Genomic DNA, 24,026 nt, shown 5'->3' on the forward strand with positions numbered 1-24,026 from the left:
CGGCTCATGAGAACGTTCTATCCAGTAGCGCCATCACGTGTTTACGGAAGGCATCCCGGCGCTCGGCCGCCTCGTCGGGGCCGATGCGCGGTTCGTACACGGCGGCGGGGCGCCAGTCGGGCACGACGTCGCGCAGGCCGAGCCGCGGGTCCAGGCCGAGGCGGGCGACCGCGCCCACGCCGAGGGCCGTGGCGTCGGGCAGCGCCGAGACCTCCACGGGGAGTTGCAGCAGGTCGGCCTGGGTCTGCAGGAGCAGGGCCGAGCGGGTCAGGCCCCCGTCGACCCGCAGGCTCCGCAGCGGTTCGCCCAGGTCGGCGGCCGCCGCGTCGGCCAGCTCGGCGACCTGCGCCGCGATGCCCTCGCACAAGGCGCGCACCAGGTGTCCGGGCGTGGTGTCCAGGCCGAGGCCGGTCAGCGAGCCGCGCAGGTCGCCGCGCCACCAGGGGGCCGCGAGCCCGGCCAGGGCGGGCACGAACGTGACGCCCCCGGCGTCGGGGACGGCCGAGCCGACCGGGTCGAGGTCCTGCGCGCCCCCGATCACTCCGAGGTCGGTGAGCCAGCGGACGGCGGAGGCGGCGGTGTAGACCTGCCCGTCCAGGCAGTAGCTGCTGCGTCCGCCGAGGCGCCAGGCGACGCAGGCGACGAGCCCGGAGCCGCTCCGGCGCGGCCGGGTGCCGGTCTGGGCGAGCAGGAACGCCCCGGTGCCGTAGGTGCACTTGGCGCTGCCCGGCTCCGTGACGTCCTGGGCGAGGAGGGCCGCCTGCTGGTCGACCAGGAGACCGGTCAGCGGGATCTCCCGGCCGAACTCCTTGGTGGTGCCGACCTCCCCGGCCGCGTCGACCACGCCCGGCAGTCGCTCGCCGGCGAGGCCGAACACGTCGAGAGCGCGCTCGGACCAGGTCGCGGATTCCAGGTCGAGGAGCTGAGTGCGGCCCGCGGTGGCCGCGTCGGTGACGAAGGCGCCGGTGAGACGGTGCACCAGCCAGGCGTCGCTGGTCGTGACCACGCCGTGCCGGGTGAGGTGGCGGCGTATCCACGCCATCTTGGGCGCGGCGAAGTACGGGTCGAGCGGCAGGCCGGTGAGCGCCTGCAACTCGTCGGCGTACGCGGCGAGTTCCGCGCACAGCGGCTCGGCGCGCCGGTCCTGCCACACCAGGGCGTCGGTCAGCGGCTCACCGGAGTCGGGGTCCCAGGCGAGCACCGTCTCACCCTGGTTGGCCAGGCCCACGGCGGCGACCGGCTCGCCCGCCTCCGCCAGGGCCGCGCGGCCCGCGTCGAGCACGGAGGAGAGCAGGTCGTCCGGCGCGACCTCGACGAGACCGCCGGGCAGATGGCGGGGGCGCACGGGCGCGGTGCCGGAACCGATCACGCCCCGCTCCGGGCAGACGACGAGCGCCTTCGTGCCGGAGGTCCCCTGGTCGACGGCGAGCACCGGGCCGGTCATCGCCGCCCTCCGTGACGCGGCACGCAGTAAGTCGTGATCACCGCGGAAGCCTGCTACAGGGGGCGCGGCCCCGTCAAGGGTCCCCGCATGCCTCAAATGCCGTAATCAGGGGTGCCGTTGAGCGGGCGCGGCGACAGCGGACCTGCGGGCGCCGCCGGACGGATCCGGAGGAGCTCTGCGCGACGTTCACCAGCTGATTCCGGCCGCCACCGGCAGGTGATCGCTGCCGGTGGCCGGCAGCACCCACGAGCTCTCCGGCTGCACGCCCCGGACCAGGATCTGGTCGATCCGCACCACCGGGAACTTCGCCGGCCAGCTGAAGCCGAAGCCGTCCCCGGCCGCGTCCTGGGCCGAGCGCAGGTGCGCGGTGATGCCTGCGAAGGCGCGGTCGTCCATGGTGCCGTTCAGGTCACCGAGCAGCACCACGCGCTCGTTGTGCTCGGCGGCGACGGCCTCGGCGAGCGCCTGGGCGTTTCTGTCCCGCGAGTCCGTCCAGAAGCCCGCCCTGGGATTTACCCGTACGGACCCCAGGTGGGCCACATACACGGCGAGGGGCCCCTGGTCCGTGGCCACCGTGGCGCGCAACGCCCGGTTGTCGGCCATCGTGACCTCGGCCGGCTTGGTGTCACCCAGCGGCCCGACGTCCTGCTCGATGTCGACCGGCCGGGTGTCCGACAGCGGCAGCTTGCTCCACAGCCCGACCGTGCCCTGCACCGTGCGGTACGGGTACGCCTTCGCCAGCTCCTTCTCGTACAGCGGCTTCGCCTGCGGGGTGATCTCCTCCAGGGCCAGCACGTCCGCGCCGGAGGCGGCCAGGTCGCGGGCGGTGCCGGCCGGGTCGGGGTTGTCGGCGTCGACGTTGTGGGTGGCCACGGTGAGATCGCCGCCCGAGTGGGACTTGTCGATGAGCAGCCCGCCGAAGAGGCTCAGCCACACCACGGCCGGCAGCAGCAGCGCGACCACCGCGGAGGCGGAGCGGCGCCACAGCGCCCCGGCCAGCAGCACCGGGATGAACAGGCCGAACCACGGCAGGAAGGTCTCCACTAGGCTGCCGAGGCTTCCGCGGTCCGTGATCTGTGCGTGCAGCAGCATGAGCAGGCCGAGCAGCAGCGCCAGCGCCGCGAGCACCGGGCCGCGCTTCCAGGGCCCCGGGCGGTAGGCGATGCTGATCACTCGGCGGATGCCCGCGCGCCAGGTGCCGGAGCCGGTGTCCCGGCGGCCGACCCCCTCCTGTCCGGTCTGCTCCGCCGTGTCGACCTGCACGATCGTCTGCCCTCGCTCACTACCGGTCACTGCTGCGCCCTCGGGTCCTTGGTGGGGTCGGCATACATCCGCGGGCAGCCGTGATCGATCGCCTCGGAGCGCAGCTCGTAGTGCCAGGGCTCGTTCCGGTAGATCTGACAGATCCCGTACTCGGCGCCGTGTTCGGACAGCCACGCCGTCGCGTCGGAGCCCCCGATGTCGACCGCCTCCCCCGACACATGAGGAGACGTCTTGGCGGTGGCCACCCACCGGGCGGCCTCGGCTTCGGACCCGTACTTGGAGACCGCCTTGCGAAGAAGCCGGTCCTGGTATTCCGGGGAACGCCAGCCACTGTTTGCGTAGAACTCGACTCCGTCGTCCGAGGCAGCCGTCGCAGCCTTGCGCAGGGCTTCGAGCAGATTCGGATCGAGGTTGGCCACAGCCGGAATGTCGTCGTCGAAGACCGTCGTGCCGTCGGGGACGGCACCGGCGGCCTCGCCCAGCGCACCACGGCGCTCACCGTGAGGAACCTTCGAGAGCGAGGGGGCCGAAGAAGAAGATGAGGAATTCTGTGTCTGATGGGCGAAGGCTGCGGCGATCACTGCGATGACGGCTATCAGGCCGACAAGAAGACGCCGGTGAATCCGGCGCGTCGTTGTTCGCGCTGATGGCGGGTTGTGATTCATGCCGTCAGTCAAGGCAGTGCGGTGTTGCCGGCACGTATGCGGTTTTCGATACGCCGACGATATGTGCCGGCTCGTAGCATCGAGAGCATGCGTGTGTTGATCGTCGAGGACGAACCCTTTCTGGCAGAAGCCGTCCGCGACGGTCTGCGCCTGGAAGCGATCGCGGCGGACATCGCCGGTGACGGCTACACCGCTCTGGCACTGCTGAGCGTCAACGCCTACGACATCGCCGTCCTCGACCGGGACATCCCCGGACCGTCCGGTGACGAGATCGCCCAACGCATCGTCGCCTCCGGCAGCGGCATGCCGATCCTCATGCTCACCGCTGCCGACCGGCTCGACGACAAGGCATCAGGGTTCGAACTCGGCGCCGACGACTACCTCACGAAGCCTTTCGAGCTCCGAGAACTCGCGCTCAGGCTCAGAGCACTCGACCGCAGACGCGCCCACAACAGACCGCCCGTGCGAGAGATCGCGGGGCTGCGGGTGGATCCGTTCCGCAGGGAGGTCTACCGGGATGGCCGCTATGTCGCGCTGACCAGGAAGCAGTTCGCCGTGCTCGAAGTCCTCGTCGCTGCCGAAGGCGGTGTCGTCAGCGCCGAGGAACTCCTGGAACGGGCGTGGGACGAGAACGCCGACCCGTTCACCAACGCCGTGCGCATCACCGTCTCGGCACTGCGCAAGCGCCTCGGCGAACCCTGGATCATCGCCACCGTGCCGGGCGTCGGCTACCGCATCGACACAGCACCCGTCACCGGGCATGGGGGTGGTGACCGTGGATAGGCAGCCCGGCTTGAGCGTCCGCCTCAAACTCACCCTCAGCTACGCCGGATTCCTCATGCTCGCGGGTGCCTTGCTGCTCGCCGCCATTGGTGTATTTCTCCTGCAACAGGGGTGGCTGCAAACCAACGCAGAGGGGGCATGGAGAGCAACGCCAGGCACCGCCTTCGTACGCGGATTCGCCCCGACGGCAGCCGCCGTCATGCTGTTCCTCCTGGTGTTCGGCCTGCTGGGGGGATGGATCCTCGCCGGGCGCATGCTCGCCCCCCTGGACCGAATCACCCGCGCCACCCGCACGGCCGCGGCCGGATCGCTGTCCCACCGGATCCGGCTACCGGGCCGCGAAGACGAGTTCCGCGAACTCGCCGACGCCTTCGACACGATGCTCGCACGGCTCGAAGCACACGTCGCCGAACAGCAGAGATTCGCGGCCAACGCCTCGCACGAGTTGCGCACCCCGCTGGCGATCTCGAAGGCCCTGCTCGACGTGGCCCGCACCGACCCGGCACACGTCACCGGCGAACTCGTCGACCGCCTCCACGCCGTCAACACCCGAGCCATCGACCTCACCGAGGCCCTGCTCCTGCTCAGCCGCGCCAACCAGCGGTCGTTCACCCGAGAACACGTCGACCTGTCCCTCCTGGCGGAGGAAGCCACCGAAACGCTCCTCCCCCTCGCGGAAAAGCACGGCGTCACCCTCGAGACCAGCGGCGACATCACCCCCACGAGCGGATCCCAAGCGCTTCTGCTGCAGCTGACCACGAACCTCGTGCACAACGCGATCGTCCACAACCTGCCTGACCAGGGCACCGTGTGGGTCCACACCAGCGTCCGCCCCAAGACCGTGGTGCTCACCGTCGAAAACACCGGCGAGCAGGTCCCCCCGGAGCTGGCCTCGACACTCACCGAACCGTTCCGGCGCGGCACCGAACGCGTACACGCCGACCACACGGGAGTCGGCCTCGGCCTGGCGATCGCCAAGACCATCACCGAGGCACACGACGGAACGCTCACCCTCACCCCGCGCCCTGCCGGCGGGCTCCGTATCACCGTGGAACTACCGGCGACAGCCCCGCACACCGGCAGGTGAAGCGCCACGCAAGCGTCGATCGCGCACTACGCCGTGGTGCGCGGCGGCAGCCGCTGTGTGATCCGGTCGAACAAGTCCGTCAGCGGCTCACCGAGGTCCTGGCCGAACTCGGTCAGCCCGTAGGTGACCTGGGGTGGCGTCGTCGGCTCGACCTCCCGCCAGACCAGGCCGTCCTGGACCAGCACGCGCAGGGTCGACGCGAGCATCTTCTCGCTGATGCCCTGGATGCTGTCGCGCAGCTCGTAGAACCGAAGGTCGTTGCTCCGCAAGGAGATCAGCACCCAGATGCCCCACCTGCTGGTCACGTGGTCGACCACGTCACGCGCGGGGCAGTCGGTGTGAAACACCTCATACCGACGGCCCGCCTCGGCCTGCGTCAGCTGCGCGCCTTCGTTCATGTCCGGAGCTTACCTCTGGGTACGTCCTTACGAAGAGTAAGCCCACCCTCCTAGCGTCAATTGCCGTAGTACACAACGGACTAGGAGCTGAACATGATCGTGGTGACCGGGGCTACCGGGAATGTGGGCCGGCCTCTGACGCAGGCCCTGGCCGAGGCGGGCGAGCAGGTGACGGCGGTGTCGCGACACGCGGCGGCAATGCCGGACGGGGTCCGGCACGTGGCGGCCGACCTGACCCAACCGGCAAGCCTCACGCCCGCGTTGGACGGGGCGAAGGCGCTGTTCCTCCTGCTGTCCGGCGACCTGCACGCCCCCGAAGCCAGGCCGGCCGACATCATCGGCCTCGCCGCGGCCAGCGGGGTCCGTCGGGTCGTCCTGCTGTCTTCGCAGGGCGTGGCGACCAGGCCGCTCGGCCCGACGCGGGTCGCGATGCGCGCCTTGGAGGACGCGTTGCGGGAGTCCGGCCTCGACTGGGCCGTCCTGCGGCCGGGCGGCTTCGCCTCCAACGCCCTGGCCTGGGCGGAGTCCGTCCGCACGCAAGGGACGGTCGCCGCACCCTTCGGCGATGTCGGGGTGCCGGTCGTCGACCCGGCGGACATCGCCGAGGTCGCGGCGGCCTGCCTGCTGGACGACCGGCACACCGGCGGGGTGTACGAGCTGACCGGGCCCGAGGTGATCACGCCGCGTCAGCAGACGGAGACCATCGCCGCCGCGCTCGGCTCGCCGGTGCGGTTCCACGAACTCACCCGCGACGAGGCCAAGGCCACGATGACCCGGTTCGTGCCGGCGGAACTCGCCGACGACACCCTGGACATCATCTCCGCCCCGAACCCGGCCGAACTGCGGATCAGCCCCGACGTGGAACGCGTCCTCGGCCGCGCCCCGCGCCCCTTCAACGACTGGGTCGCCCGCAACATCGCCGCGTTCCGCTGAGGCACCACTCAACTGAAGCACCCGGGCAGCCTCGTGCGGCTGCGACCGCACGAGGCGCCCACGTCCTGGACTAGTTGACGACCTTCAGCTTCGTCGGCCAGCCCCTGCTGTCGGCGGCGGCGAAGAGGTTCTTGATGTGGGAGGGATGGAGTTTGATGCAGCCGTTGGACTTGTAGTCCGAGGGGCCGTCCCAGCGGAAGCGCTCGGTGCCGCCCTGCCCGCCGTTACGGGTCATCTCGCTGTGGATGAACAGGTCGTTGCGCAGAGTGCCGCCGGGGCGGCACCGCTTGTCCGAGATCTTGATGACGTAGCCCTTGATGAGGCTGCCGTTGTAACGCCGCGTGTGGAACTGGATGTCGTAGGTGCCGTTGGGCAGCCAGCCCCTGAAGCGGGTGCACGCGGACTTGGTGACACCGGAGCCGGCCCGGTACTTCTTGATCACCTTGTCCGGGCCGGAGGCGCGCTTCATCAGGTACAGCGTCGAATTGGTCTGATTGCGCTGGTTCTTGTCGAACTTCAGGTAGTGGCTGCGGGCCGCTGCGGACGCGCCCGACGCGCTCGCGGCGGGCGTGGTCGCACCGAGCATCAGCCCGCTCGCGACCGTGGTGATGGCCACGGCTGTGGCGGTGGATCGTCTGACGATGGCCATGGTGGGCAATGTGCTGCTCCTCCTGTGTGAGCCGGCGACGCCTGCTGCGGCGCCGTGCCGGGCACCAGTAGTCCAGCCATGGCCGATCACCGGTAGCCTGCTCCGGCACAGGGCTGGCCGGGACACCTCGGCGGTGGTATCGATCTGCCGGTCCTCAGCCGCTCCGGCGCAGCGACAGGTCAAGGTGCTCTTCGGAGAATTCGAGGTAGCGAGCTTGGATCAACCCGTACAGAAAGTCGGGGCGGGTCACAGAAGGCGGCTGCGGGAACCCGAGAGCCTCGGCCTTGTCGCGAGCCCCACTCAGACGCACGCGGATAGCGCTCGTCGAAATGTCGAATTTGCGCGCGACTTGCTTGAGAGGCGCAGCCACGGGGCGGAGCTTCGGCGGCCAGGCCAGGTAGTCCCGAAAGACTTCACGCAGCGCCACTTCCTCGCAACGGGTCAGCGGTGGCGGTGGCTCACTGATTTCCGTATACGAGGCCACATCCCGCTCAGCATCAAGAGCACGATTGCCGGAACTCTCCATGAGGGCCCAATATTCTCGGCCCTCGCCACCAATTATTCGCACAGCCACGTGCGGCTCGAAGAGCACCCTTTCGAGACAGCGGATGCGCCGCGGCGGCAAACCCCATAAGTGCAGGTCAACACCGTTACGATTCTCCGGCAGGATACGCCACCCACCATGCGCGGCCGTGACGACCAACGCACGTCGTGACACTTTCGCGTCGACCGGATCCACACCCGCCGCGAGGTCACCGGTTCGCCCCACCGTCAGCGACTCCCTGTACGACAGCGGAATGCTGCCGCGCAGCCGAACCCCACCGGCGGTGCGTTCGACCATGCGAATCAGCCGTTTCGCCATGACTGTTGCCTTTCACGGAGCCGCGCGGCCACGCAAGAACCCTGCCCAGCAGAATGGCGGCAGACATCGTAGATTTCCGACTCGCCGCCGTCAGCGATGACAATGTAGCAGCGGAAAAGTGGCTGGAAGAATTTCCCCGAACCCGCTTGACAATTGCCTTTCACCCTGTGTATTGGCCGGTCGGTTTGGTGGGATCGCTCTCGATGAGAATTAATCGGCGGGCTGCTCGGCAGGTGTCCGGCCGGCGAGGACGTCCTCGAGTCGCTGAGTGCCGAGCCGTACGGCTTGTTGGGTGGAGTCGCCTTCGGCGACGGGTGAGGCGCTCGCCTTCCCGGCCTTGGTGCCGCGGGAGCCGTCCTCGTGGCTGTCCGAGCAGGCCGCCGTGGTCAGCAGGGTGCCCGCTGCCAGAGCCAAGGCGCAGACATGGGCGGCGCGGACGGGCACCATGACGTCCACCTTGCGGCTGCCGCACTGCGGGCACACGGCGTCGGCCAGCGGTGTCACCCCCGGCTCCCAGGGCACAACGCCCGAGGGCCCACGGCAATTCGCCGGCACCGGCCACTCGCGTACGGCGCGGCGTCGAGGGCGAAAGCTCACGGCCGCGGTGAGGGTGCACTCAGTCCACAGGGCCCTTCGACGACCGCGACGCCCCGTGCGGCCTCGGCTCTGGGGCGGTGACGACGGTGTAGGGGAGGATCGTCACCGCCACGGACGGCAGCCGGTCCAGCGCACGGGCGACGCGCTCGGCGGTGCCGCGGTGCAGGAGGTGCCCGAGCACCGTGGAGTAAGTGCGGCGCGGGATCAGCAGAGTCAGTGCGGTCTGCCCATCGGCGACGGTGCCGGTGGCGAGTTCGGTGAGCGCCCGCTCGAGCCTGCGGTCGGGGCAGTCGACGACCTCCAGAGGCACCTCGGTGGCCCGGGACGCCTGCCACCGCTCGGCCAGCCGGTGGGCGCGGACCGTCTCGACCGCGGCGTGCACGGCCCGTACCTCGTCGGGCCGCAGCTCGTGCGCGTACCGCAGAGCCTGGAAGACCGCTGGATCAACGGCGTCGATGAGGACGTACACCACGTGCCGCTGCCAGCGTGGCCGGTCGCTCTCGTGCGCGGGTGGCAGCATCTCCAGCGCGGCGGCCTCGGCGCGGTATTCACGGTTGATGCGGATCAGCGCCCACACGCCGATCGGGAAGACCACCACGACCAGCCAGGCGCCCTCGGTGAACTTGGTGACCGCGAAGATCAGCACCACAGCCGCCGAGACCACCGCGGCCGCTCCGTTGACGGCGAGCTTCCAGGCGCGGCCCGCCTCCCGGCGGCGCAGATGGTATGCGGTCAGGCCCGCCCCGGCCATGGTGAACGCGGTGAACACCCCGATCGCGTACAGCGCCACCAGCTTGTCCACGTTCGCGTCGGTCACCAGCAGCAGCGCCAGGGCGACCACAGTCAGCGTGATGATTCCGTTGGAGAACGCCAGCCGGTGCCCGCGCCGGGTCAGCTGCCGGGGCAGGAAGCGGTCTTCGGCGACGAAGTCGGCCAGGTAGGGGAAGCCGACGAAAGGCGTGTTGGCACCCGTGTACAGAATCAACGCGGTCGCGATCTGCACGAAGACCAGGCCGGCTGTTCCCGCCCAGGAGTCACCGAAGACGAGGTGGGCCTCCTGCGCGATGACGGTCGGGGTGCCGTCGGTGTACGGGATGGCGTGCGTGACGTGCGCCAGTCCGGAGACGCCGAGCACCAACGTACCCAGCACGCAGCTCATGGCGATCAGGGTGCGGCGGGCATTGCGGCCCTGCGGCTCGCGGAACACGGAGATGCCGTTGGAGATCGCCTCCAGGCCGGTGAGGGAGGAGCCGCCGTTGGCGAACGCGCGCAGCACCATGAACAGCGTCGCCCCGTACAGCCAGCCGCTCCCCGCCTCCCCCAGCGGCACCGCGCCGGCGGCGCGCACGTCCGCGTGCGGCAGGTCCCCGAGCGCCCACCGTGCCAGCCCGACGGCGAGCATCAGCCCGACCGCACCCATGAACAGGAACGCGGGCACCGCGAATACCCGGCCCGCCTCCCGAAGCCCCCGCAGGTTGCCGTACGCCAGGAGCACCACCACCCCGATGCTGACCGGCACCTGGAGATGGTCCAGGCCCGTCCAGCCGCCACCGACCAGGTGCGCGAGCGAGATGAGCGCGTTTGTGCCCGCCGAGACCTGCACGGCGACCGTGACGACGTAGTCGACCAGCAGCGCCACCGCGGCGATCTGCGCCACGCCGGGCCCGAAGTTCTCCCGGGCCACGACGTAACTGCCGCCGGCCCGCGTGTAGATCATGACGACATCGCTGTAGCAGAGCGTCAACAGCACGAGGACGAACAGGATCGCCCCGGTCACCGGCATGAGCAGCGTGAACGCGGCGACCCCGACGACGGGCACCAGGACCCGCAGCATCTCCTCGCTGCCGTAGGCCGACGAACTGACGCAGTCCGACGCCAGCACGCCCAGCGCCGTGCGGTTGCCCAGCTTCTCCTGCCTGCTTTTCGCGGTCACCAACGGTGGCCCCAGCAGCCGCCGCTTGAGGCGATAAGCGAGCGGCTCGGGCAGGTCGGGGTCACGATCGGTGGTGAGCATGGGCTCATCACAGCCGTGTTCACGTCCCGGGCCGAGCGGCCACTCCGGTCGGCGGCCGACCGAGGGACCCGTTGCCCCGCGGTGTCAGCGGAGCGGCCTCGGTCAGCCGCGGTGGCCCAGGTCCAGGCGGTCGGCCAGGCCCGCGGCGGTGAAGGCGGCGACCAGTTCGTCGCGGCCCTCGGTGAAGTGGGCCCAGCTGTCGTAGTGGACGGGTACGACCCGGCGGGCGTCGAGGAGTTGGGCGGCCTCGGCGGCCTGGGCGCTGTCGAGGACGATGCACGCGCCATCGAAGAGGACGGCGAAGCGGGGAGCGCCGGCGAAGAGGAGGGCGGTGTCCACGGGGGCGAAGTGTGCGGCTGTCTCCTTGACGAGGTCGAGCGAGGCGTTGTCGCCGCTGACGTAGACCGTGGGCAGGCCGTCTCCGGTCAGGACGAAGCCGACGACCTCGCCGAGAACCGGCTCGACCTCCTCGCGGGATCCGGGACCGTGCAGGGCGGGAACACCGGTCACCGTGATCGTGCCGCCGCCGGGACGCTCCAGCTCGACCGACTCCCAGTCGGCCAGCCCCTTGGCCCGCTCCCCGAGGCGCTGCCCGCCGCCGGGGGTCGTGAGCGTGAGCGGGACGTCGGCCAGCAGGGCCCGGCCGGAGGTGTCGAGGTTGTCGGGGTGCTCGTCGTGGGAGAGCAGGACCACGTCGATGCGGCCGAGGTCGGCGGGGCTGCCCGCAGGGGGTGCCGTCTTGGTCAGCGACCCTCCTTGCGCCGGGTAGTCGCCGGGGGCGTCGAAGGTCGGGTCGGTCAGGAACCGCAGGCCGCCGTACTCGAAGAAGGCGGTCGGGCCGCCGAGTACGCGCACGGGGAACTGCTCACCGGTCGTTGTGCCGGAGGAAGTCATGAAGCACCAATCTCATGGATGGCGGGCTGATATCCGTGAGTACACCGTAGCAGTTCTCACGAATAGCGCGAGCTGTACCATGAGAATCATGAATGAGGCCACGGCCGCCGAGCCCCTTCCCCTGCCCGCTCCGGGCGCCGGGACGTACCCCGCGCTGGACTTCGCCAACAGCGCCATCACCCTGCCCGGCGGGCGGTACGTCGACTACCTCGGCACCCCGGCGGCGGCCGATCAGTGGCTCGCCGAGCACGATCTCGCGCCCGCCGACGCCGGGCTGCAGGAGATGTGCACGGCACAACTGCGCTCCCTGCGCGAACAGATCAGGTCCCTCCTGGCCAGCCGTGTCGCCGCACTGCCCGCGCTGCCCGCCGCCCTGTCCGCCGTCAACGACGCGTTGATCAAGGCCCCGGCGGTCGCGCTCCTGCACTGGGACCAGAAGGACGGCCCCTACCGGGCGGCCCCGCACCCCACCACCCAAATCCTCGACCACGCCCTGGCGGCCCTCGCCGACAACACCGCCGACCTGCTCACCGGCCCCGACGCCGAACGCCTCACCGCCTGCGGCTCCAGCCCCTGCAACCGATACCTCCTCCGCCACGGCCGCCGCCACTGGTGCTCCACCCGCTGCGGCGACCGCGCCCGCGCGGCCCGCGCGTACGCCCGCCGCACCAGCGCCCAGGACGACTGAACGACAGGCGACTTCACCTCCGGCTCGCCCCGGGGCCCCTCCTCCACTCCGCCGTATCCGACACGTACGGACGCGCCGGGTTCAGGTCCGGCCCGGGCCGCGCTCATACGTCGGAGGCGTGCACCACCTCCGGTAAACGACACCGGCATGCCCACCGTGTCGCCGAAGTTGGCGCGGCCGGACATCGAGCGCGACAGCGTCTGCCGGTAGCCGAGCTGCTGAGGCGCTCCTCGTCCGAGACGCGGGAGACATCTAGAGGCACAGGCTTTCCGTCCTTCCTCCATACGGGAGGCGTACGCCCTTCGCGGCGGGACGATGGCCCCAAGTACGCCTGAGCAGCGTGCCGGTCACCGAGTCGCGGTGCCTGTGTTTCGGGGGTGAGGCCGACCGTACGAACGATGCGCCGTGAGCCGTTCGCGGCGGAAACGGCTGTCCGGGTCCGCCACCGCGCAGCTTTGGCGCGGTCGCGTCGGCAGGATCTGAGGCTTCGTCGCGTCCACGCGACCAGTCAGCCGGGCGTCGTGTGGCGGGTGAGTTGTTCGAGTGCGTGGAGGGCGTTCTCGGTGCCGTCCTCGTCGGCGAGTTCCTTGGCGATCTGTTGGGCGTTGCGCCGGTGGGCGGGGTCGTGGACGGCGCGGCTGATCGCCGCGGCGAGGCGTTCGACGGTGAGTTCGGACATGGGCACGATCTGCGGTGCCACGCCGAGGGCGTGGAGACGGCGGGCCCAGAACGGCTGATCGTTGGCGATGGGCACCGGCACCGCGGGTACGCCCGCCCGCAGGCCGGCCGCGGCGGTGCCGGCCCCGGCGTGGTGGACGACGGCGCTGGTGCGGGGGAACAGCCACTGGTGGTCGGCCTCTCCGATGGCCAGCACGTCGTCGCCGTGCGCCTGAATGCCTGCCCAGCCGCTTTGTACGATGCCGCGGACGCGGGCGCGGCGCAGTGCGGCGACGGCGAGGTCGCCGAGTTGCCCGGCGCGGGCGGGCTGCATGCTGCCGAATCCGATGTAGACCGGCGGTGGTCCGGCGTCGAGGAAGTCCACGAGGGCGGAGTCGGGCTGCCAGTGCTGCGGACTGTGCGGCCACCAGAAGCCGGTGACGCGATGCCAGGACGGCCATTCGGCGGGCCGGGGGGCGACGTGGGGGCTGAAGCCGTACCAGACCGGAACCTGCTGCAGGCTCGCGTTACGGTGCAGCCGGCGAGCCCAGGGCAGGCCCAGCCGTCGGCGCACGCGCCGGGCCAGGACGGCGCATTCGACGGTGCTCATCTTCATGTAGGCATGGGAGGCCGTCAGGTTGCCGCGTCGGCCCAGGGAGTGACGGCCGAGCAGGATGGGTGGCCAGTCGGCGGTGGGCGTGTGCGGTTGCAGGAGCAGCCCGGCGCGTGGAATTCCCAGTGCGTCGGCTACGGCTTTGCCGGGTACTGCGGCGTGTTGGCCGGCCAGCACGGCGTCCACGCCGCGGGAGGCGGCTCCCAGGATCGCGTCGGTGGTGTGCAGGATCAAGGGGGAGATCTGCTGGACTCCGGCCAGGGTTCCGCGAATTCCGTCTGCGCGTGCCGAGGCGCGCCATGGAGGCATGGGGGGAAGCGGGAGGAACTCCGTGCAGCAGTCCTGGACCACCGGCTCGAAGGCGGCGTGGGTCATGAAGGTGACCTGGTGCCCTGCTTCGAGTATGCGTTTGGCGAGTCCGGTCAGCGGTGCCACGTCTCCGGTGGTGCCGATCGTGGCCAGCAGCACCCGCATGGGTGTGTCCTTTCCCTTGTCCCGCTATGTCGGCGTTCCGTGGCATCGAGGGGCATCGCGAGCCTCCGGACGACCGCGTGCCGCGCTCGAGACGCTCGGCGCCTTGGACGCGCGTTCGCCCCGACGTGTGTGGACGAGCGGCTGGTGGCACGCGGACGGTCGACCGGCGGGGTGGGACACGGGTCACCACATCACTGTAACGTGACTTAAAGTAGTCGATACAATACTGTAGGTTATCTGTTTGGCGGTGATGTGCTGGTCAGCGCTCCGGCAGCCCCTCACACAGCTGCGGCTCGTCGGCTTTCCGTCGAAGACAAGGAGGTTGCCGCTGTGCGGGTGCTCATCGCCAGTGTCGGATCCACCGGCGACGTCGCGCCTTACACGGGCCTGGGGCGTGCCCTGCGGGACGCAGGCCACGACGTCGCCGTCGCCGCACAGGTGCCCTTCGCGTCGATGATCCGCCAAAGTGGCCTGGAGTTCCGGCCCCTGGCCGGGGATCCCCGCGACCATGTTCCCTCGCCCGGTCAGTGGCGCCCGACGCGGACGGACGGCGTGCGAGGCCAACTCGCCGCGCTGCGCTCTTTCCTCCCCACCCTCCCCGCCGTCGCCGAGGGGCTCCTCGACGCAGCGCGGCACGGCGCCGACGCGATGCTGCTGGGCGGCACGAGCGTGCTGGCGGGCAAGGCCATCGCCGACGCACTCGGCGTCCCCAGCGCCGGCGTGCTGCTCCAGCCGCATACCCCGACCCGGGACTGGCCGCCGATATTCCTGGGGCGGCACACGCTGGGCCGTCGCGGCGACTTCGCCGCCGGACAGGCCCTGCTCACAGCGGCCCTGGCGGTGGCGGCGCCGCTGACTGCCCGGCTACGAGGCGAGCTCGGGCTGCCCGCCCAGCCGCTGCGGCGGCAGTACGCCGACCTTCAGCGCTGGCCCCTGTGGTACGGCTTCAGCCCCGCCGTCGTGCCCCGTCCCGCCGGGTGGCCCGCGACCACCCGCGTCACCGGCTACTGGTGGCCGCACTCCCACCCCGACTGGCAACCCGCCCCCGCCCTGCAGGACTTCCTCGCCGCCGGATCGCCACCGGTCTACATCGGCTTCGGCAGCATGGCCCCGGCGCACGCCGATCGGCTCACCGCCACCGCCCTGGCCGCGCTGCGCCGTGCCCGGGTTCGCGGCATCATCCACAGCGGGTGGGCGGGCCTGCACGCCACCGGCGACGACGTGCTCACCATCGACAACACCTGCCATCAATGGCTGTTCCCGCGCACCGCCGCCGTCGTCCACCACGCCGGCGCCGGCACCGCCGCGGCGGGACTGCGAGCGGGCGTGCCAACGGTGCCCGTCCCGGTCTTCCACGACCAGACGTTCTGGGCCAGACGGCTCCACCGGCTCGGCGTCAGCCCCGGCGTCCTGCCCTTGACCGACCTGACCACCACCCGCCTCAGCGACGCGATCACGCGCGTCGTCCACCATCCCGCCTACCGTCACCGTGCCGGCCGGATCGCCGCCCACCTCGCCGAGGAAGACAGCGCCAAGAACTCGCTCGTCGCACTCGAAGACCTGACCCGCACCTTCTGAACCACACGACAGGCAACGACGCACGGCCCCCGGGGAGACGACGCGACCCGCCGCCGCGCCGGGGCCGCGCACTACGCCTCAGAGCTGCGCACCGATTGCGTCACGTGGCCGCCCGGCTCGCCCAAACGAGTTGAGTTGCCGACGCCTGCGCGGTGCTCCCGTCGACAGCCGTTTAGATGGCAAGTGTCGGAGCCGAATCCGCGCAGGAGGACCCACTGGTACGGCCGCCAGGACGCTGAGAATCCCTTCAGGTCGAGATGCCGGTGGACCAGGTCTGTTCAACCGCCCGTCGGATCGATGGATCCCGTACTCGGGGTGCGGTCGGCATGAGCTCCGCGCCCGACTCCGGCTGAGTTGCACCACCGCGGCAGACCGCGGCGCCACGGCAGCGGACCGCTGTCCCCCATCGAGATCGGAACCGAGATGACCACAGAGACCTTGGCCTACGGCGCTGACTACTCCGGTGCCTACGACTTGGTGTACGACCTGCGCGGCAAGGACTACCCGGGCGAAGCGGCGACAGTGCGCGACCATGTCCTGGCCCACAACCCCGACGCCCGCTCCCTGCTGGACGTCGCCTGCGGCACGGGGCGCCACCTGGACCATCTGCGTGTGTGGTTCCAGGACGTCGAAGGCGTCGACGCAAGCGTCGAGATGCTCGCGCACGCGCAACAGCGGCTGCCCGAGGTCCCGCTGCACCGCGGCGACATGCGGACCCTCCGTCTCAGCCGCACCTTCGATGCGGTGACCTGCCTGTTCGCGAGCATCGCCTACCTGCGCACGCCCGCGGAACTCAACGGCGCCATCAAGGCGTTCGCGGCGCACCTCAATCCCGGCGGCGTGGTGGCCGTGGAACCGTGGTTCACTCCCGACACCTTCCCGTCGGATCCGATCGACTTCACCGCCGGCGCCGTGGGCAGCTACGACCTCGCCCGCATGGTCCACCGCAGCGTCGACGGCCGCCGGTCCTTGTGGTCGATGCAGATGATCGTCGGCGGCCCTGAGGGCATCCGGCACCACACCGAGGACCATGAGCTGACGTTGTTCACCGACGACGAGTACCGCGCGGCCTTCACCGCCGCCGGGATGACCGTCAGGACCGACCCGGGCTGGCCCGCCCGCCCCCTGTACATCGGCACGGTCCCGCGCTGATGCCGTGGCGGGCGACGCATCGGGGATCTTGGCCGCGGCCCCGCAATGGGGTCCTGGCTGGCAATGCCGACATGGCTTGAGCCCGGTCGGTGACGATCGAGGCACCCTGCGGCTGGGCCGAAGGCAGGCTCACGTCACGTGGCTGTGGAAGTGGTGAGGTGTTCGAGTGCGTGGAGGGCGTTGTCGGTGCCGTCCTCGAAGGCGAGGTCCGCAGCGATGCGCTGAGCACTCTTGCGGTGGACGGGGTCGTGGACGGCGCGGGTGATCGCAGCGGCGAGGCGTTCGGCAGACAGTTCGGCCATCGGCACGATCTCGGGTGCCACGTCCAGGGCGTGGAGACGGCGTGACCAGAAGGTCTGGTCGAACGCGGTGGGAACAGGCACCGTGGGGACCGCGGCGCGCAGGCCGACCGCAGCGGTGCCGGGACCGGCGTGGTGGACGACGGCGGCAGTGCGCGGGAACAGCCACTGGTGATCGACGTCTCCCACGGTCAGCACGTCGTCCCCGTCCACCTGAACGTTCGCCCAGCCGCTTTGTACGATGCCGCGGACGCGGGCGCGGCGCAGTGCGGCGACGGCGAGGTCGCCGAGTTGCCCGGCGCGGGCGGGCTGCATGCTGCCGAATCCGATGTAGACCGGCGGTGGTCCGGCGTCGAGGAAGTCCACGAGGGCGGAGTCGGGCTGCCAGTGCTGCGGACTGTGCGGCCACCAGAAGCCGGTGACGCGATGCCAGGGCGGCCACGCTTCGGGCCGCGGCACGACGGCGGGGCTGAAGCCGTACCAGACCGGCAGCCGCCGAAGGCTCGCGTGACGGCGCAGGCCGTCGGCCCAGGGCAGGCCCAGCCGTCGGCGCACGCGCCGGGCCAGAACCGCGGACAGCGCCGTTTGCATACCGATTTCGCCCTGTGCGGCGATCAGGTCGCCGCGGCGGCCCAGGGAGTGACGGCCGAGCAAGATGGGCGGCCACTGCCCAGTAGGGCTGTGCGGGTGCAGGAGCAGCGCCGCGCACGGAACGCCCAGTGCGTCGGCCACGGCCTTGCCCGGTACCGCGGCGTGCCCGTTGGCGAGCACGGCATCCACGCCGCGCAAGGCCGCACCCAAGATCGCATCGGTGGTGTGGACCACCAACGGGGAGACCTGCCGGCAGGCGGCGAGCAGTCCGCGGATGCCGTCCGCGCGGGCCGGTGGGCGCCACGGCATCAGCGGAGGCAGCGGGAGGAACTCCGTGCAGCAGTCCTGGACCACCGGCTCGAAGGCGGCGTGGGTCATGAAGGTGACCTGGTGCCCCGCGTCGGTCAGGCGCTTGGCGAGTCCGGTCAGCGGTGCCACGTCTCCCATGCTGCCGATCGTGGCAAGTAGCACCCGCATGCCTTGTCCCTCCGGCCGTCCGCAGATGTGTCGGGGGTCCCGTTGTAGCGCATCGGTCGTTGTTCACCGGCCTCTGTGCAGTACGGGTGGCCGCCGGGTCGTCCCCGCATGTTCCCGTGCGGCGAACGGGGTTCGTCCACTACTGAGATTCCGCGCGTGACGTCGCATGGCGGCAGGCCCTCTGAGCTGGGGCCATGGGCGACCACAAGGCGACACCATGCAGAGATCATCAGCAACGGGCAACCGAGTGTGCCGGGAAACGTTCACCCGAAGAGGCGGCGGCCGATGGTGTCTCCGCGCCGGTCGTGTCAGTGCGGCGGTGAAACGAGGATGTCTGCCAACGCCACGGTCAGACGCCGGTTGTCCGGTGCGGTGCGGCTCGCCAGCCGCAGATACCGTTCGCCGTGGGGCATGCTCTTGCCTGCGCAGCCCTTGGCAAGGATGCGGTACCGGTGGAACAGTGCGCGGGCCATGGCGGGCCCGGTCCACGGCTCCGGCAGTTCGACCAGGACGAAGTTGGCGTGAGGGAGGCGGGCAGTCACGCCGGGGATCGCCCTGGCGGCGTGGAAGAGACTGCTCGTCTCGGCGCGGACCCTGGCGATACTTGCGGCGTACTCGGCGCGGTAGCGCGGGAGCAGCCGCAGGAAGGACTCGGCCACCCCGTTGATGTTCCAGATCGGCAGGGCGCCGCGTACGGCCGCCGCGAAGTCGGGGTCCGCGGTGGCCAGGTAGCCCAGGCGCAGGCCGCCGATGCCGTAGGCCTTACTCATGCTCTTGACCACAGCGATGTTGCGGTGTTCGGCCAGGTCCGGTTCGAGGCTGGCACCGGGCTCGGTGAAGTCGACGAACGACTCGTCGACGATGAGCCGCACGTCGTGCGGGGCGAGCGCGCCGGCCAGACGCAGCAAATCGGTGCGGGGTACCAGGGTCGATGTCGGGTTGTTCGGCGAGGTGATCAGAACCGCATCGGCGCCCGCCGCTGCGGCCTGGGCGAGCGCGTCGACGTCACAGGCGAAGTCCGGTGGCATCAGCACCATGCGGTGCACGGTGGCGGCCGGCCGGTCGGCGAGCGCGTGTTCGTACTCGTTGAAGTTGGGGACGGTCAGCACGACGTCCCCGAGGACCGTGCCCAGCGCCGTGATCAGTTCGCACGCTCCGTTCGCCACGACAACATGCCCAGGCGGCTGGTCGATCGCCCCGGCCAGCAGCGCGGCGAGATGGCGCTGGCCGGGCGGGTAGTGGGCCAGGGCGTGCCCCAGTTCGGCAGCGAGCGCGTCCATCATCGCCGGTGGGGGGAAGTACGGGTTGTGCAAGAGCCGGTGGTCGGTGACGTCGTGGCGCCAGTAGCCACCGTGCATGTGCTCGAGCAGGTCGTACCGCTGCTCGTCAGTGGCGAAGACATATTGGGCGTCGGCTTCGTCGGCGGGCGTGTCGATCTCAGCCCAGCGCAGGTCCCGGCAGTCCACGCCGTGGATCGCAGTGTGCCCCCGGGCGACGCTGGCGGCCAACACCGCCTCGTAGAAAGCGTGGTGCCCTCCGGACGCGATCAGGTCGTCCAGAAGTGGCAGGAACTCGTCGCGCGCATACGCTTCGCGTAGTAGGTACGCGTTCACGGTCTTGTAGGTGCCCGCCAGTGATCCGTGCTGTTCCTGGCGGTCTTTGAGTACGAACTCGCCGATGATGCCGTCGCCGTTCAGCAATGTGACGGTACCGTCCATGCCCGCTTGCCACGGGGTGACCGCAGCGGCTGCCGCGCCCCCGCTGGCGGCCAACCGCTTCAACATCGTGGCGTCGAAGGCCACATCCCCGTCCAGCACGAACACGTCCTGGTTCATGTGCTCGCGGGCGAGCCACAACGAGTAGGCATTGTTGGTCTCGGCGTACCGGTCCGCATGCACGTACCGCACGCGCAGTCCCGCGAACCGCGGGCCGGTGGCCGCGATGAGTTCGTCCGCCCGGTGTCCCACGACGACCACCGCCTGCCGCACCCCGTACGCGGCCAGCTCCCGCAGCGCACGGTGCAACACCGGCACGCCCCCGATCTGGCGTAGCGGCTTGGACGGCCCGACAGTGCTCCCCAGCCGACTACCTGTCCCCGCTGCCAGGATGACCGCCAGCTTCACCTCCGCACACGGGGTCAACGGCTGCTCACGCATAGGGTCTCCCGCAGATCCGTGCTCTTCCACGCCGCGACAGCGCCCCCCTGCGCCCGGCCGCGGCAGCGACGCCGCAGAACGACGTCAGCGCAACCGCAGCCTCGACGAGCGTGGGCCGGCTTTCGCGGGCACTGGCGTTCGTCGTGCACGAAACTACTGCCCCAACCCTGAACTTCCCGTGGACGACGTCTTCGGTGGGCGCGTCACGCGGCTGGCGGCGGGACATCAACCGCAGCCACTCACCGAACAGGTCCGCGGTCATGCTTCCCCGGCCACCGACGTGACTTTCGGCCGGGCTAGCCCGGCCGGGCCGCCGTCCTGGTGCCGTCATGCGGCGGCTCGGCGTCCGGCTTGCCGGCTGCGACGCGCAGTGATGGCGTGTCAGATTCGCCGCGGTCGCTGCGGGCGAGGGCGTGTCGGTAGACGTCCAGGAGATGCTCGGTTTGGCGTCGGCTGGTGTACCGGGGGGCAAGGGCTCGGGAGGCATCTCCCATCACGCGGCGCCGGGAGGGGTCGTCGAGAAGGGCTGCAATGCCCTCGGCGAGCGAGGCGGGGTCCGCAGCGGTGAGCAGGGAGTTGTCGGGGGTGACGCCGTCGGTCAGGCGGGGGTCGCAGTAGACGATGGGCAGACCCGCCGCCGCGGCCTCCACCAGGACCATGGCCTGGGTGTCGGCCAGGGAAGTGAGGACAAACACCGCTGAACGCCGCATCAGCGCCTGGACTTCGCTATGGGGTTGCGGTGACATCAGCGTCACCCGCGTATCGAGCTTGTGCTCTCGAATCCGGCGACGGCATGCCGTTTCGAGTCGGCCGGCGCCGCACAGGCCCGCTGTCCACGGACCGGAGCCGGAGTCCGCTGCGAGGCGCGCGAGGGCATCGATGAACACCAGCGGGCGTTTCTCCCGGTCCAGTCTCCCGACCCACAACAGGGTCGGACTCGTCTGCGAGCAGCCGGGCAGCGCATCGGAGCTCGCGGGGCTGTCGTCGAGGAGGTCCCCGCCGTGGCCGTTGGGGACGGCGACACTGCAGGCGGTGAGGCCGTGCGCGACCAGGTCGCGGCGGAAGTACTCGGACGGGGTGACCACGACATCGGCCAGGTTCGCGCGCTGGACGAGAGCCCGCCAGACCGAGCGCTCAAGACGGGTGAGACCGTCTGCAACGGCACCCACTGGACGCGTCGGCGGTTCCCGCAAGCGGTTCCACACGTTGGCGACGGCAACGAGCGCCGGAATGCCCGCCCGGATGATCGGGCCCTGGGATGCCGCGATGTCGGCGACGTTGCCGTGCACCGTGGCCACCAACGGGACGCGGAGCAGCCGGGCGACCTGCCGGCCAAGCACGCTCACACTCCCTTCGCTGTGACAGTGCACGACATCGACCGGCCCACGGGCTTCCACCCGGCGGCGCAGACGTGCAGCCGCCCCCGGCCCCTTGACATACACGCCATCGAGCCGGGTGATCCGTGCGCCGGGGCCCGGCAGACGGATCACGTCGGGATCTGGGATGTCGCGCCGCCCATACCTTGGGCATACGACGGTCATGGTGTGACCCAGTTCGGCCATCACCCGCTGCTGATTGGCGATCGTCACTGGAATCCCTCCTACCACCGGATGGTAGAAATCGGTGAAGGCGACGATGTGCATCTGCTTCTCTCTCGTCGGTTGTCGAAGTCGAAGGACTAGTGGTGTTCGGCGGACGTCCGCATGATTCGCCACCGTTCCAGGGTTGGCGGGCTCGGATTGTCGCCGCCCTGCTGGCGTCTCGCGCACGCCGGAAGACACCCGGGACCCGCGAGTCGAGCCACTCAGCGCTTCGCTCCGCTCAGGCAAACCGACAGGGCGCTAAGGGGAACCAGGAGGAGTTGCCGCGTTCTCGGCTGGAGGAGGTGACGGATCGTCCACCCACGAGGCCACGGTTGTCGGCGACGGCAGTGCCGGAGGAAACGTGTCAGAGCTGTACGGCCGCCGCCACCAGAACCTGACCCACTTCTCAAACGTCGCGTGCGTTCGCCAGTTCGGCCCGTAGGTGGCGGCGAGGTAGCGGTGGGCGACGTCGGGAGGCGGACCGGGTACGGTCAGCGGCCCGAACCCGTACATGGTGGCGTCGTCAAAGCTCGAGACGTCGAAGCGTTCCTGGGGCCAGACCCGACGGAATGAGGCGGACGCGAGCTCCCATTGGCCAGGACGCGTTTCGGCCATGGTGAAGATGTCGACCCAAGGCAGTCGATAGCGGGGGCAGTCAAAGAAGCGCGTCTTAGGCCCTTGCTCGGCATAGACCTTGAACAAGCCCTCGCGGTGGCGCCTCGCCACGAAGCCGTGGGGGCGGACTGATCGGTGCAGTTCGTGCAGCAGGCGCGGAAAGTGCTCGGCACTCACGCTGACGTCGACGTCCTGGTCCCACGGAATCAGGCCACCGTGGCGGACCGCCCCGAGCAGCGTGCCGCCGGACACGAAGTACGGAACGTCGAGGTCGGCAAGAGCCCTGTCGACGGTGTGCAGCACGGTATACATCCCATCGATCAACTGCTGCCGCAGGCACGGGTACCCGTCGGATTTGCTCCACATCACGCGGACCATCCGGTACTCCGTTTCAGCACTGTGCGACCTGGGAATTTACGCCGCCGCAAGACGGTCCACCCGCAATCGCGGCGACCCTACCCTCCAGGCGCTACCGCCGCCGTGTGCCTCCCGGCCCGGACTTGTCGGTTAGCCCCCAACGGGCGGAAGAGATCATCAATCCGGCGGATAGCCCAGCGGCCCGCTCGGCCACGCCAAGGCTGTGTCGCCACCCGGCACATGGCTTACCGCGGTCGACGGCCTTCGCACGGTTCCCCATCGAGGCCAGACCTATCCGAAGGGGGGCACGGACCCATTGAACGGGGTCGCCAACCCATCGACGACGGATTCAGCAAGCTCAGCGGCATCCTGATCGTGGCTGGCTCGGGCGCCCTGAGTTGGAGGCACGGCGGTTCACCTGCGGGAACACCGCTCCCTCGCATCGGACGTTCGCCGAGCAGATACCCGCTCGGACGCGCCCGGCTCGCACGCCGGATGTCCGCAACCACGTGCAAGGACACGATGCTGCGGCTGATCAGGGCGCTGCCCGAGCCGGGTATCGGCCCCGTCCAAGTCCTCGGCGTCGACGAGTTCACGCTGCGCCGCGGGTGGAAGTACGCGACGATCTTGATCGGCATGTCCACCCACCAGCCCGTCGACGTTCTTGTCGGCCGGACCGCCGAGACGTTCGTGGCCTGGCTGCGCCAGCACCCGGAAGTCCAGATGATCTGCCGCGACCGCGCCGGAACCTTCCGTGACGGCGCCTGCGAAGGCACGCTGCGCGTGCCGGCGCGGGGCGGTCGGCTTCGTGGGCGTACGTCGCGGCGAACGGGTGCCATTGCGGCTGCCTGGCCGGGCGCCACCGTTGCCGGGGCGGGACGGGTTCGTTGGCCGCATATGGAAGCCTTCGGTTCTGGGCGGAGCACGGCCCTCGACGTCCGACGTACCGACTCGGAAGGCACAGCAGTCCAAGGAGATGACGCGGGCGGCGATGTCCGCGCTGGCTGCTGTCACGATCACCGCTGCTGCGCTGGATGGAGACATGATCCCGCGCAGGTGTTCACCTGAGCCGCTCGCAGGGGTGGTTTCGGGAGTGATCGGTTCGGCGGCGGACAGGCTCGTTGGCGGGGCGGCTGTGGCGGTGGTCCCCCACGGCGCTGCCACAGCCGTCCTCGGACGGCGTGCCGCTGCCGACGG

At 70.3% G+C, this 24,026-nt stretch carries 21 protein-coding genes; 7 read left to right on the top strand and 14 right to left on the bottom strand.

Annotated features, from left to right (window positions below; genetic code table 11):
* Window positions 1–4: 4 nt before the first annotated feature.
* From AC0KTA_RS04310 to AC0KTA_RS04320, 3 genes are all read right to left on the bottom strand, one after another.
* Complete coding sequence (locus AC0KTA_RS04310; protein ID WP_481053743.1) at window positions 5–1,444, bottom strand: FGGY family carbohydrate kinase; 1,440 nt, start codon at window positions 1,442–1,444, stop codon at window positions 5–7.
* Between the two features lie 186 nt (window positions 1,445–1,630).
* Complete coding sequence (locus tag AC0KTA_RS04315; protein ID WP_481056306.1) at window positions 1,631–2,617, bottom strand: endonuclease/exonuclease/phosphatase family protein; 987 nt, start codon at window positions 2,615–2,617, stop codon at window positions 1,631–1,633.
* A gap of 116 nt (window positions 2,618–2,733) precedes the next feature.
* Window positions 2,734–3,372, bottom strand: a complete 639-nt coding sequence (locus AC0KTA_RS04320) for a M15 family metallopeptidase (RefSeq protein WP_481053744.1) — start codon at window positions 3,370–3,372, stop codon at window positions 2,734–2,736.
* 87 nt (window positions 3,373–3,459) lie between these two features.
* Here AC0KTA_RS04320 and AC0KTA_RS04325 point away from each other — a divergent pair, with 87 nt between their 5' ends.
* Both AC0KTA_RS04325 and AC0KTA_RS04330 read left to right on the top strand, forming a co-directional pair.
* Entirely contained in the window at window positions 3,460–4,155 is a 696-nt protein-coding gene (locus AC0KTA_RS04325; RefSeq protein WP_481053745.1) for a response regulator transcription factor, read from the top strand.
* Complete coding sequence (locus AC0KTA_RS04330; RefSeq protein ID WP_481053746.1) at window positions 4,148–5,242, top strand: sensor histidine kinase; 1,095 nt, start codon at window positions 4,148–4,150, stop codon at window positions 5,240–5,242. Before AC0KTA_RS04325 ends, AC0KTA_RS04330 begins: the two co-directional genes overlap by 8 nt.
* A 26-nt stretch (window positions 5,243–5,268) precedes the next feature.
* Here the strand turns inward: AC0KTA_RS04330 and AC0KTA_RS04335 are convergent, their stop codons facing one another.
* Window positions 5,269–5,640 carry a winged helix-turn-helix transcriptional regulator gene (locus tag AC0KTA_RS04335; RefSeq protein ID WP_481053747.1) on the bottom strand — a complete coding sequence of 124 codons (372 nt, stop codon included), beginning with the start codon at window positions 5,638–5,640 and terminating at the stop codon, window positions 5,269–5,271.
* 93 nt (window positions 5,641–5,733) lie between these two features.
* On the opposite strand from AC0KTA_RS04335, the gene AC0KTA_RS04340 reads away from it, so the two are divergent.
* A complete protein-coding gene (locus tag AC0KTA_RS04340) occupies window positions 5,734–6,573 on the top strand; it encodes an SDR family oxidoreductase (RefSeq protein WP_481053748.1) in 840 nt (279 codons plus the stop codon).
* 70 nt (window positions 6,574–6,643) lie between these two features.
* Here the strand turns inward: AC0KTA_RS04340 and AC0KTA_RS04345 are convergent, their stop codons facing one another.
* The 5 genes from AC0KTA_RS04345 to AC0KTA_RS04365 all read right to left on the bottom strand — a co-directional run bounded on the left by AC0KTA_RS04345 (window position 6,644) and on the right by AC0KTA_RS04365 (window position 11,589).
* Window positions 6,644–7,222, bottom strand: a complete 579-nt coding sequence (locus tag AC0KTA_RS04345; RefSeq protein WP_481053749.1) for a L,D-transpeptidase family protein — start codon at window positions 7,220–7,222, stop codon at window positions 6,644–6,646.
* Window positions 7,223–7,376: 154 nt separating this feature from the next.
* On the bottom strand, window positions 7,377–8,084 hold the full coding sequence (locus AC0KTA_RS04350; protein ID WP_481053750.1) for a hypothetical protein: 708 nt from the start codon (window positions 8,082–8,084) through the stop codon (window positions 7,377–7,379).
* 210 nt (window positions 8,085–8,294) lie between these two features.
* On the bottom strand, window positions 8,295–8,588 hold the full coding sequence (locus AC0KTA_RS04355) for a hypothetical protein (RefSeq protein ID WP_481053751.1): 294 nt from the start codon (window positions 8,586–8,588) through the stop codon (window positions 8,295–8,297).
* Window positions 8,589–8,700: 112 nt separating this feature from the next.
* On the bottom strand, window positions 8,701–10,695 hold the full coding sequence (locus AC0KTA_RS04360; RefSeq protein ID WP_481053752.1) for an APC family permease: 1,995 nt from the start codon (window positions 10,693–10,695) through the stop codon (window positions 8,701–8,703).
* Between the two features lie 102 nt (window positions 10,696–10,797).
* Window positions 10,798–11,589, bottom strand: a complete 792-nt coding sequence (locus AC0KTA_RS04365) for an MBL fold metallo-hydrolase (protein WP_481053753.1) — start codon at window positions 11,587–11,589, stop codon at window positions 10,798–10,800.
* A gap of 79 nt (window positions 11,590–11,668) precedes the next feature.
* On the opposite strand from AC0KTA_RS04365, the gene AC0KTA_RS04370 reads away from it, so the two are divergent.
* A complete protein-coding gene (locus AC0KTA_RS04370; protein ID WP_481053754.1) occupies window positions 11,669–12,277 on the top strand; it encodes a CGNR zinc finger domain-containing protein in 609 nt (202 codons plus the stop codon).
* 508 nt (window positions 12,278–12,785) lie between these two features.
* Here AC0KTA_RS04370 and AC0KTA_RS04375 read toward each other — a convergent pair.
* The gene (locus AC0KTA_RS04375) at window positions 12,786–14,021 is read right to left on the bottom strand and encodes a glycosyltransferase (RefSeq protein WP_481053755.1); all 1,236 of its coding nucleotides are present in this window, start codon (window positions 14,019–14,021) and stop codon (window positions 12,786–12,788) included.
* Window positions 14,022–14,351: 330 nt separating this feature from the next.
* On the opposite strand from AC0KTA_RS04375, the gene AC0KTA_RS04380 reads away from it, so the two are divergent.
* On the top strand, window positions 14,352–15,599 hold the full coding sequence (locus AC0KTA_RS04380; RefSeq protein WP_481053756.1) for a glycosyltransferase: 1,248 nt from the start codon (window positions 14,352–14,354) through the stop codon (window positions 15,597–15,599).
* A 423-nt stretch (window positions 15,600–16,022) separates the two neighbouring features.
* Window positions 16,023–16,751: a class I SAM-dependent DNA methyltransferase gene (locus tag AC0KTA_RS04385; RefSeq protein WP_481053757.1), complete on the top strand. Its 729-nt coding sequence runs from the start codon at window positions 16,023–16,025 to the stop codon at window positions 16,749–16,751.
* Window positions 16,752–16,885: 134 nt separating this feature from the next.
* On the opposite strand, the gene AC0KTA_RS04390 is transcribed toward AC0KTA_RS04385, so the two are convergent.
* From AC0KTA_RS04390 to AC0KTA_RS04405, 4 genes are all read right to left on the bottom strand, one after another.
* On the bottom strand, window positions 16,886–18,118 hold the full coding sequence (locus AC0KTA_RS04390) for a glycosyltransferase (protein WP_481053758.1): 1,233 nt from the start codon (window positions 18,116–18,118) through the stop codon (window positions 16,886–16,888).
* 308 nt (window positions 18,119–18,426) lie between these two features.
* Entirely contained in the window at window positions 18,427–20,274 is a 1,848-nt protein-coding gene (locus AC0KTA_RS04395; RefSeq protein ID WP_481053759.1) for an aminotransferase class I/II-fold pyridoxal phosphate-dependent enzyme, read from the bottom strand.
* Window positions 20,275–20,570: 296 nt separating this feature from the next.
* Complete coding sequence (locus tag AC0KTA_RS04400) at window positions 20,571–21,917, bottom strand: glycosyltransferase (protein WP_481053760.1); 1,347 nt, start codon at window positions 21,915–21,917, stop codon at window positions 20,571–20,573.
* A 198-nt stretch (window positions 21,918–22,115) separates the two neighbouring features.
* On the bottom strand, window positions 22,116–22,850 hold the full coding sequence (locus AC0KTA_RS04405; RefSeq protein WP_481053761.1) for a LicD family protein: 735 nt from the start codon (window positions 22,848–22,850) through the stop codon (window positions 22,116–22,118).
* Window positions 22,851–23,351: 501 nt separating this feature from the next.
* Between AC0KTA_RS04405 and AC0KTA_RS04410 the strand changes: the two genes are divergently transcribed.
* Complete coding sequence (locus tag AC0KTA_RS04410; RefSeq protein ID WP_481053762.1) at window positions 23,352–23,897, top strand: transposase; 546 nt, start codon at window positions 23,352–23,354, stop codon at window positions 23,895–23,897.
* The last annotated feature ends 129 nt before the right edge of the window (window positions 23,898–24,026 follow it).

It is taken from the genome of Streptomyces sp. Y309, from assembly GCF_056712025.1.

What these genes read in the sequence shown, in the direction of transcription:
- AC0KTA_RS04320 (WP_481053744.1), bottom strand. Translation starts at nt 3,372, where the DNA reads ATGAATCACAACCCGCCATCAGCGCGAACAACGACGCGCCGGATTCAC.
- AC0KTA_RS04395 (WP_481053759.1), bottom strand. Translation starts at nt 20,274, where the DNA reads ATGCGTGAGCAGCCGTTGACCCCGTGTGCGGAGGTGAAGCTGGCGGTC.
- AC0KTA_RS04400 (WP_481053760.1), bottom strand. Translation starts at nt 21,917, where the DNA reads ATGCACATCGTCGCCTTCACCGATTTCTACCATCCGGTGGTAGGAGGG.
- AC0KTA_RS04405 (WP_481053761.1), bottom strand. Translation starts at nt 22,850, where the DNA reads ATGGTCCGCGTGATGTGGAGCAAATCCGACGGGTACCCGTGCCTGCGG.
- AC0KTA_RS04350 (WP_481053750.1), bottom strand. Translation starts at nt 8,084, where the DNA reads ATGGCGAAACGGCTGATTCGCATGGTCGAACGCACCGCCGGTGGGGTT.
- AC0KTA_RS04365 (WP_481053753.1), bottom strand. Translation starts at nt 11,589, where the DNA reads ATGACTTCCTCCGGCACAACGACCGGTGAGCAGTTCCCCGTGCGCGTA.
- AC0KTA_RS04390 (WP_481053758.1), bottom strand. Translation starts at nt 18,118, where the DNA reads ATGCGGGTGCTACTTGCCACGATCGGCAGCATGGGAGACGTGGCACCG.
- AC0KTA_RS04385 (WP_481053757.1), top strand. Translation starts at nt 16,023, where the DNA reads ATGACCACAGAGACCTTGGCCTACGGCGCTGACTACTCCGGTGCCTAC.
- AC0KTA_RS04340 (WP_481053748.1), top strand. Translation starts at nt 5,734, where the DNA reads ATGATCGTGGTGACCGGGGCTACCGGGAATGTGGGCCGGCCTCTGACG.
- AC0KTA_RS04310 (WP_481053743.1), bottom strand. Translation starts at nt 1,444, where the DNA reads ATGACCGGCCCGGTGCTCGCCGTCGACCAGGGGACCTCCGGCACGAAG.
- AC0KTA_RS04360 (WP_481053752.1), bottom strand. Translation starts at nt 10,695, where the DNA reads ATGCTCACCACCGATCGTGACCCCGACCTGCCCGAGCCGCTCGCTTAT.
- AC0KTA_RS04325 (WP_481053745.1), top strand. Translation starts at nt 3,460, where the DNA reads ATGCGTGTGTTGATCGTCGAGGACGAACCCTTTCTGGCAGAAGCCGTC.
- AC0KTA_RS04410 (WP_481053762.1), top strand. Translation starts at nt 23,352, where the DNA reads ATGCTGCGGCTGATCAGGGCGCTGCCCGAGCCGGGTATCGGCCCCGTC.
- AC0KTA_RS04335 (WP_481053747.1), bottom strand. Translation starts at nt 5,640, where the DNA reads ATGAACGAAGGCGCGCAGCTGACGCAGGCCGAGGCGGGCCGTCGGTAT.
- AC0KTA_RS04345 (WP_481053749.1), bottom strand. Translation starts at nt 7,222, where the DNA reads ATGGCCATCGTCAGACGATCCACCGCCACAGCCGTGGCCATCACCACG.
- AC0KTA_RS04375 (WP_481053755.1), bottom strand. Translation starts at nt 14,021, where the DNA reads ATGCGGGTGCTGCTGGCCACGATCGGCACCACCGGAGACGTGGCACCG.
- AC0KTA_RS04370 (WP_481053754.1), top strand. Translation starts at nt 11,669, where the DNA reads ATGAGAATCATGAATGAGGCCACGGCCGCCGAGCCCCTTCCCCTGCCC.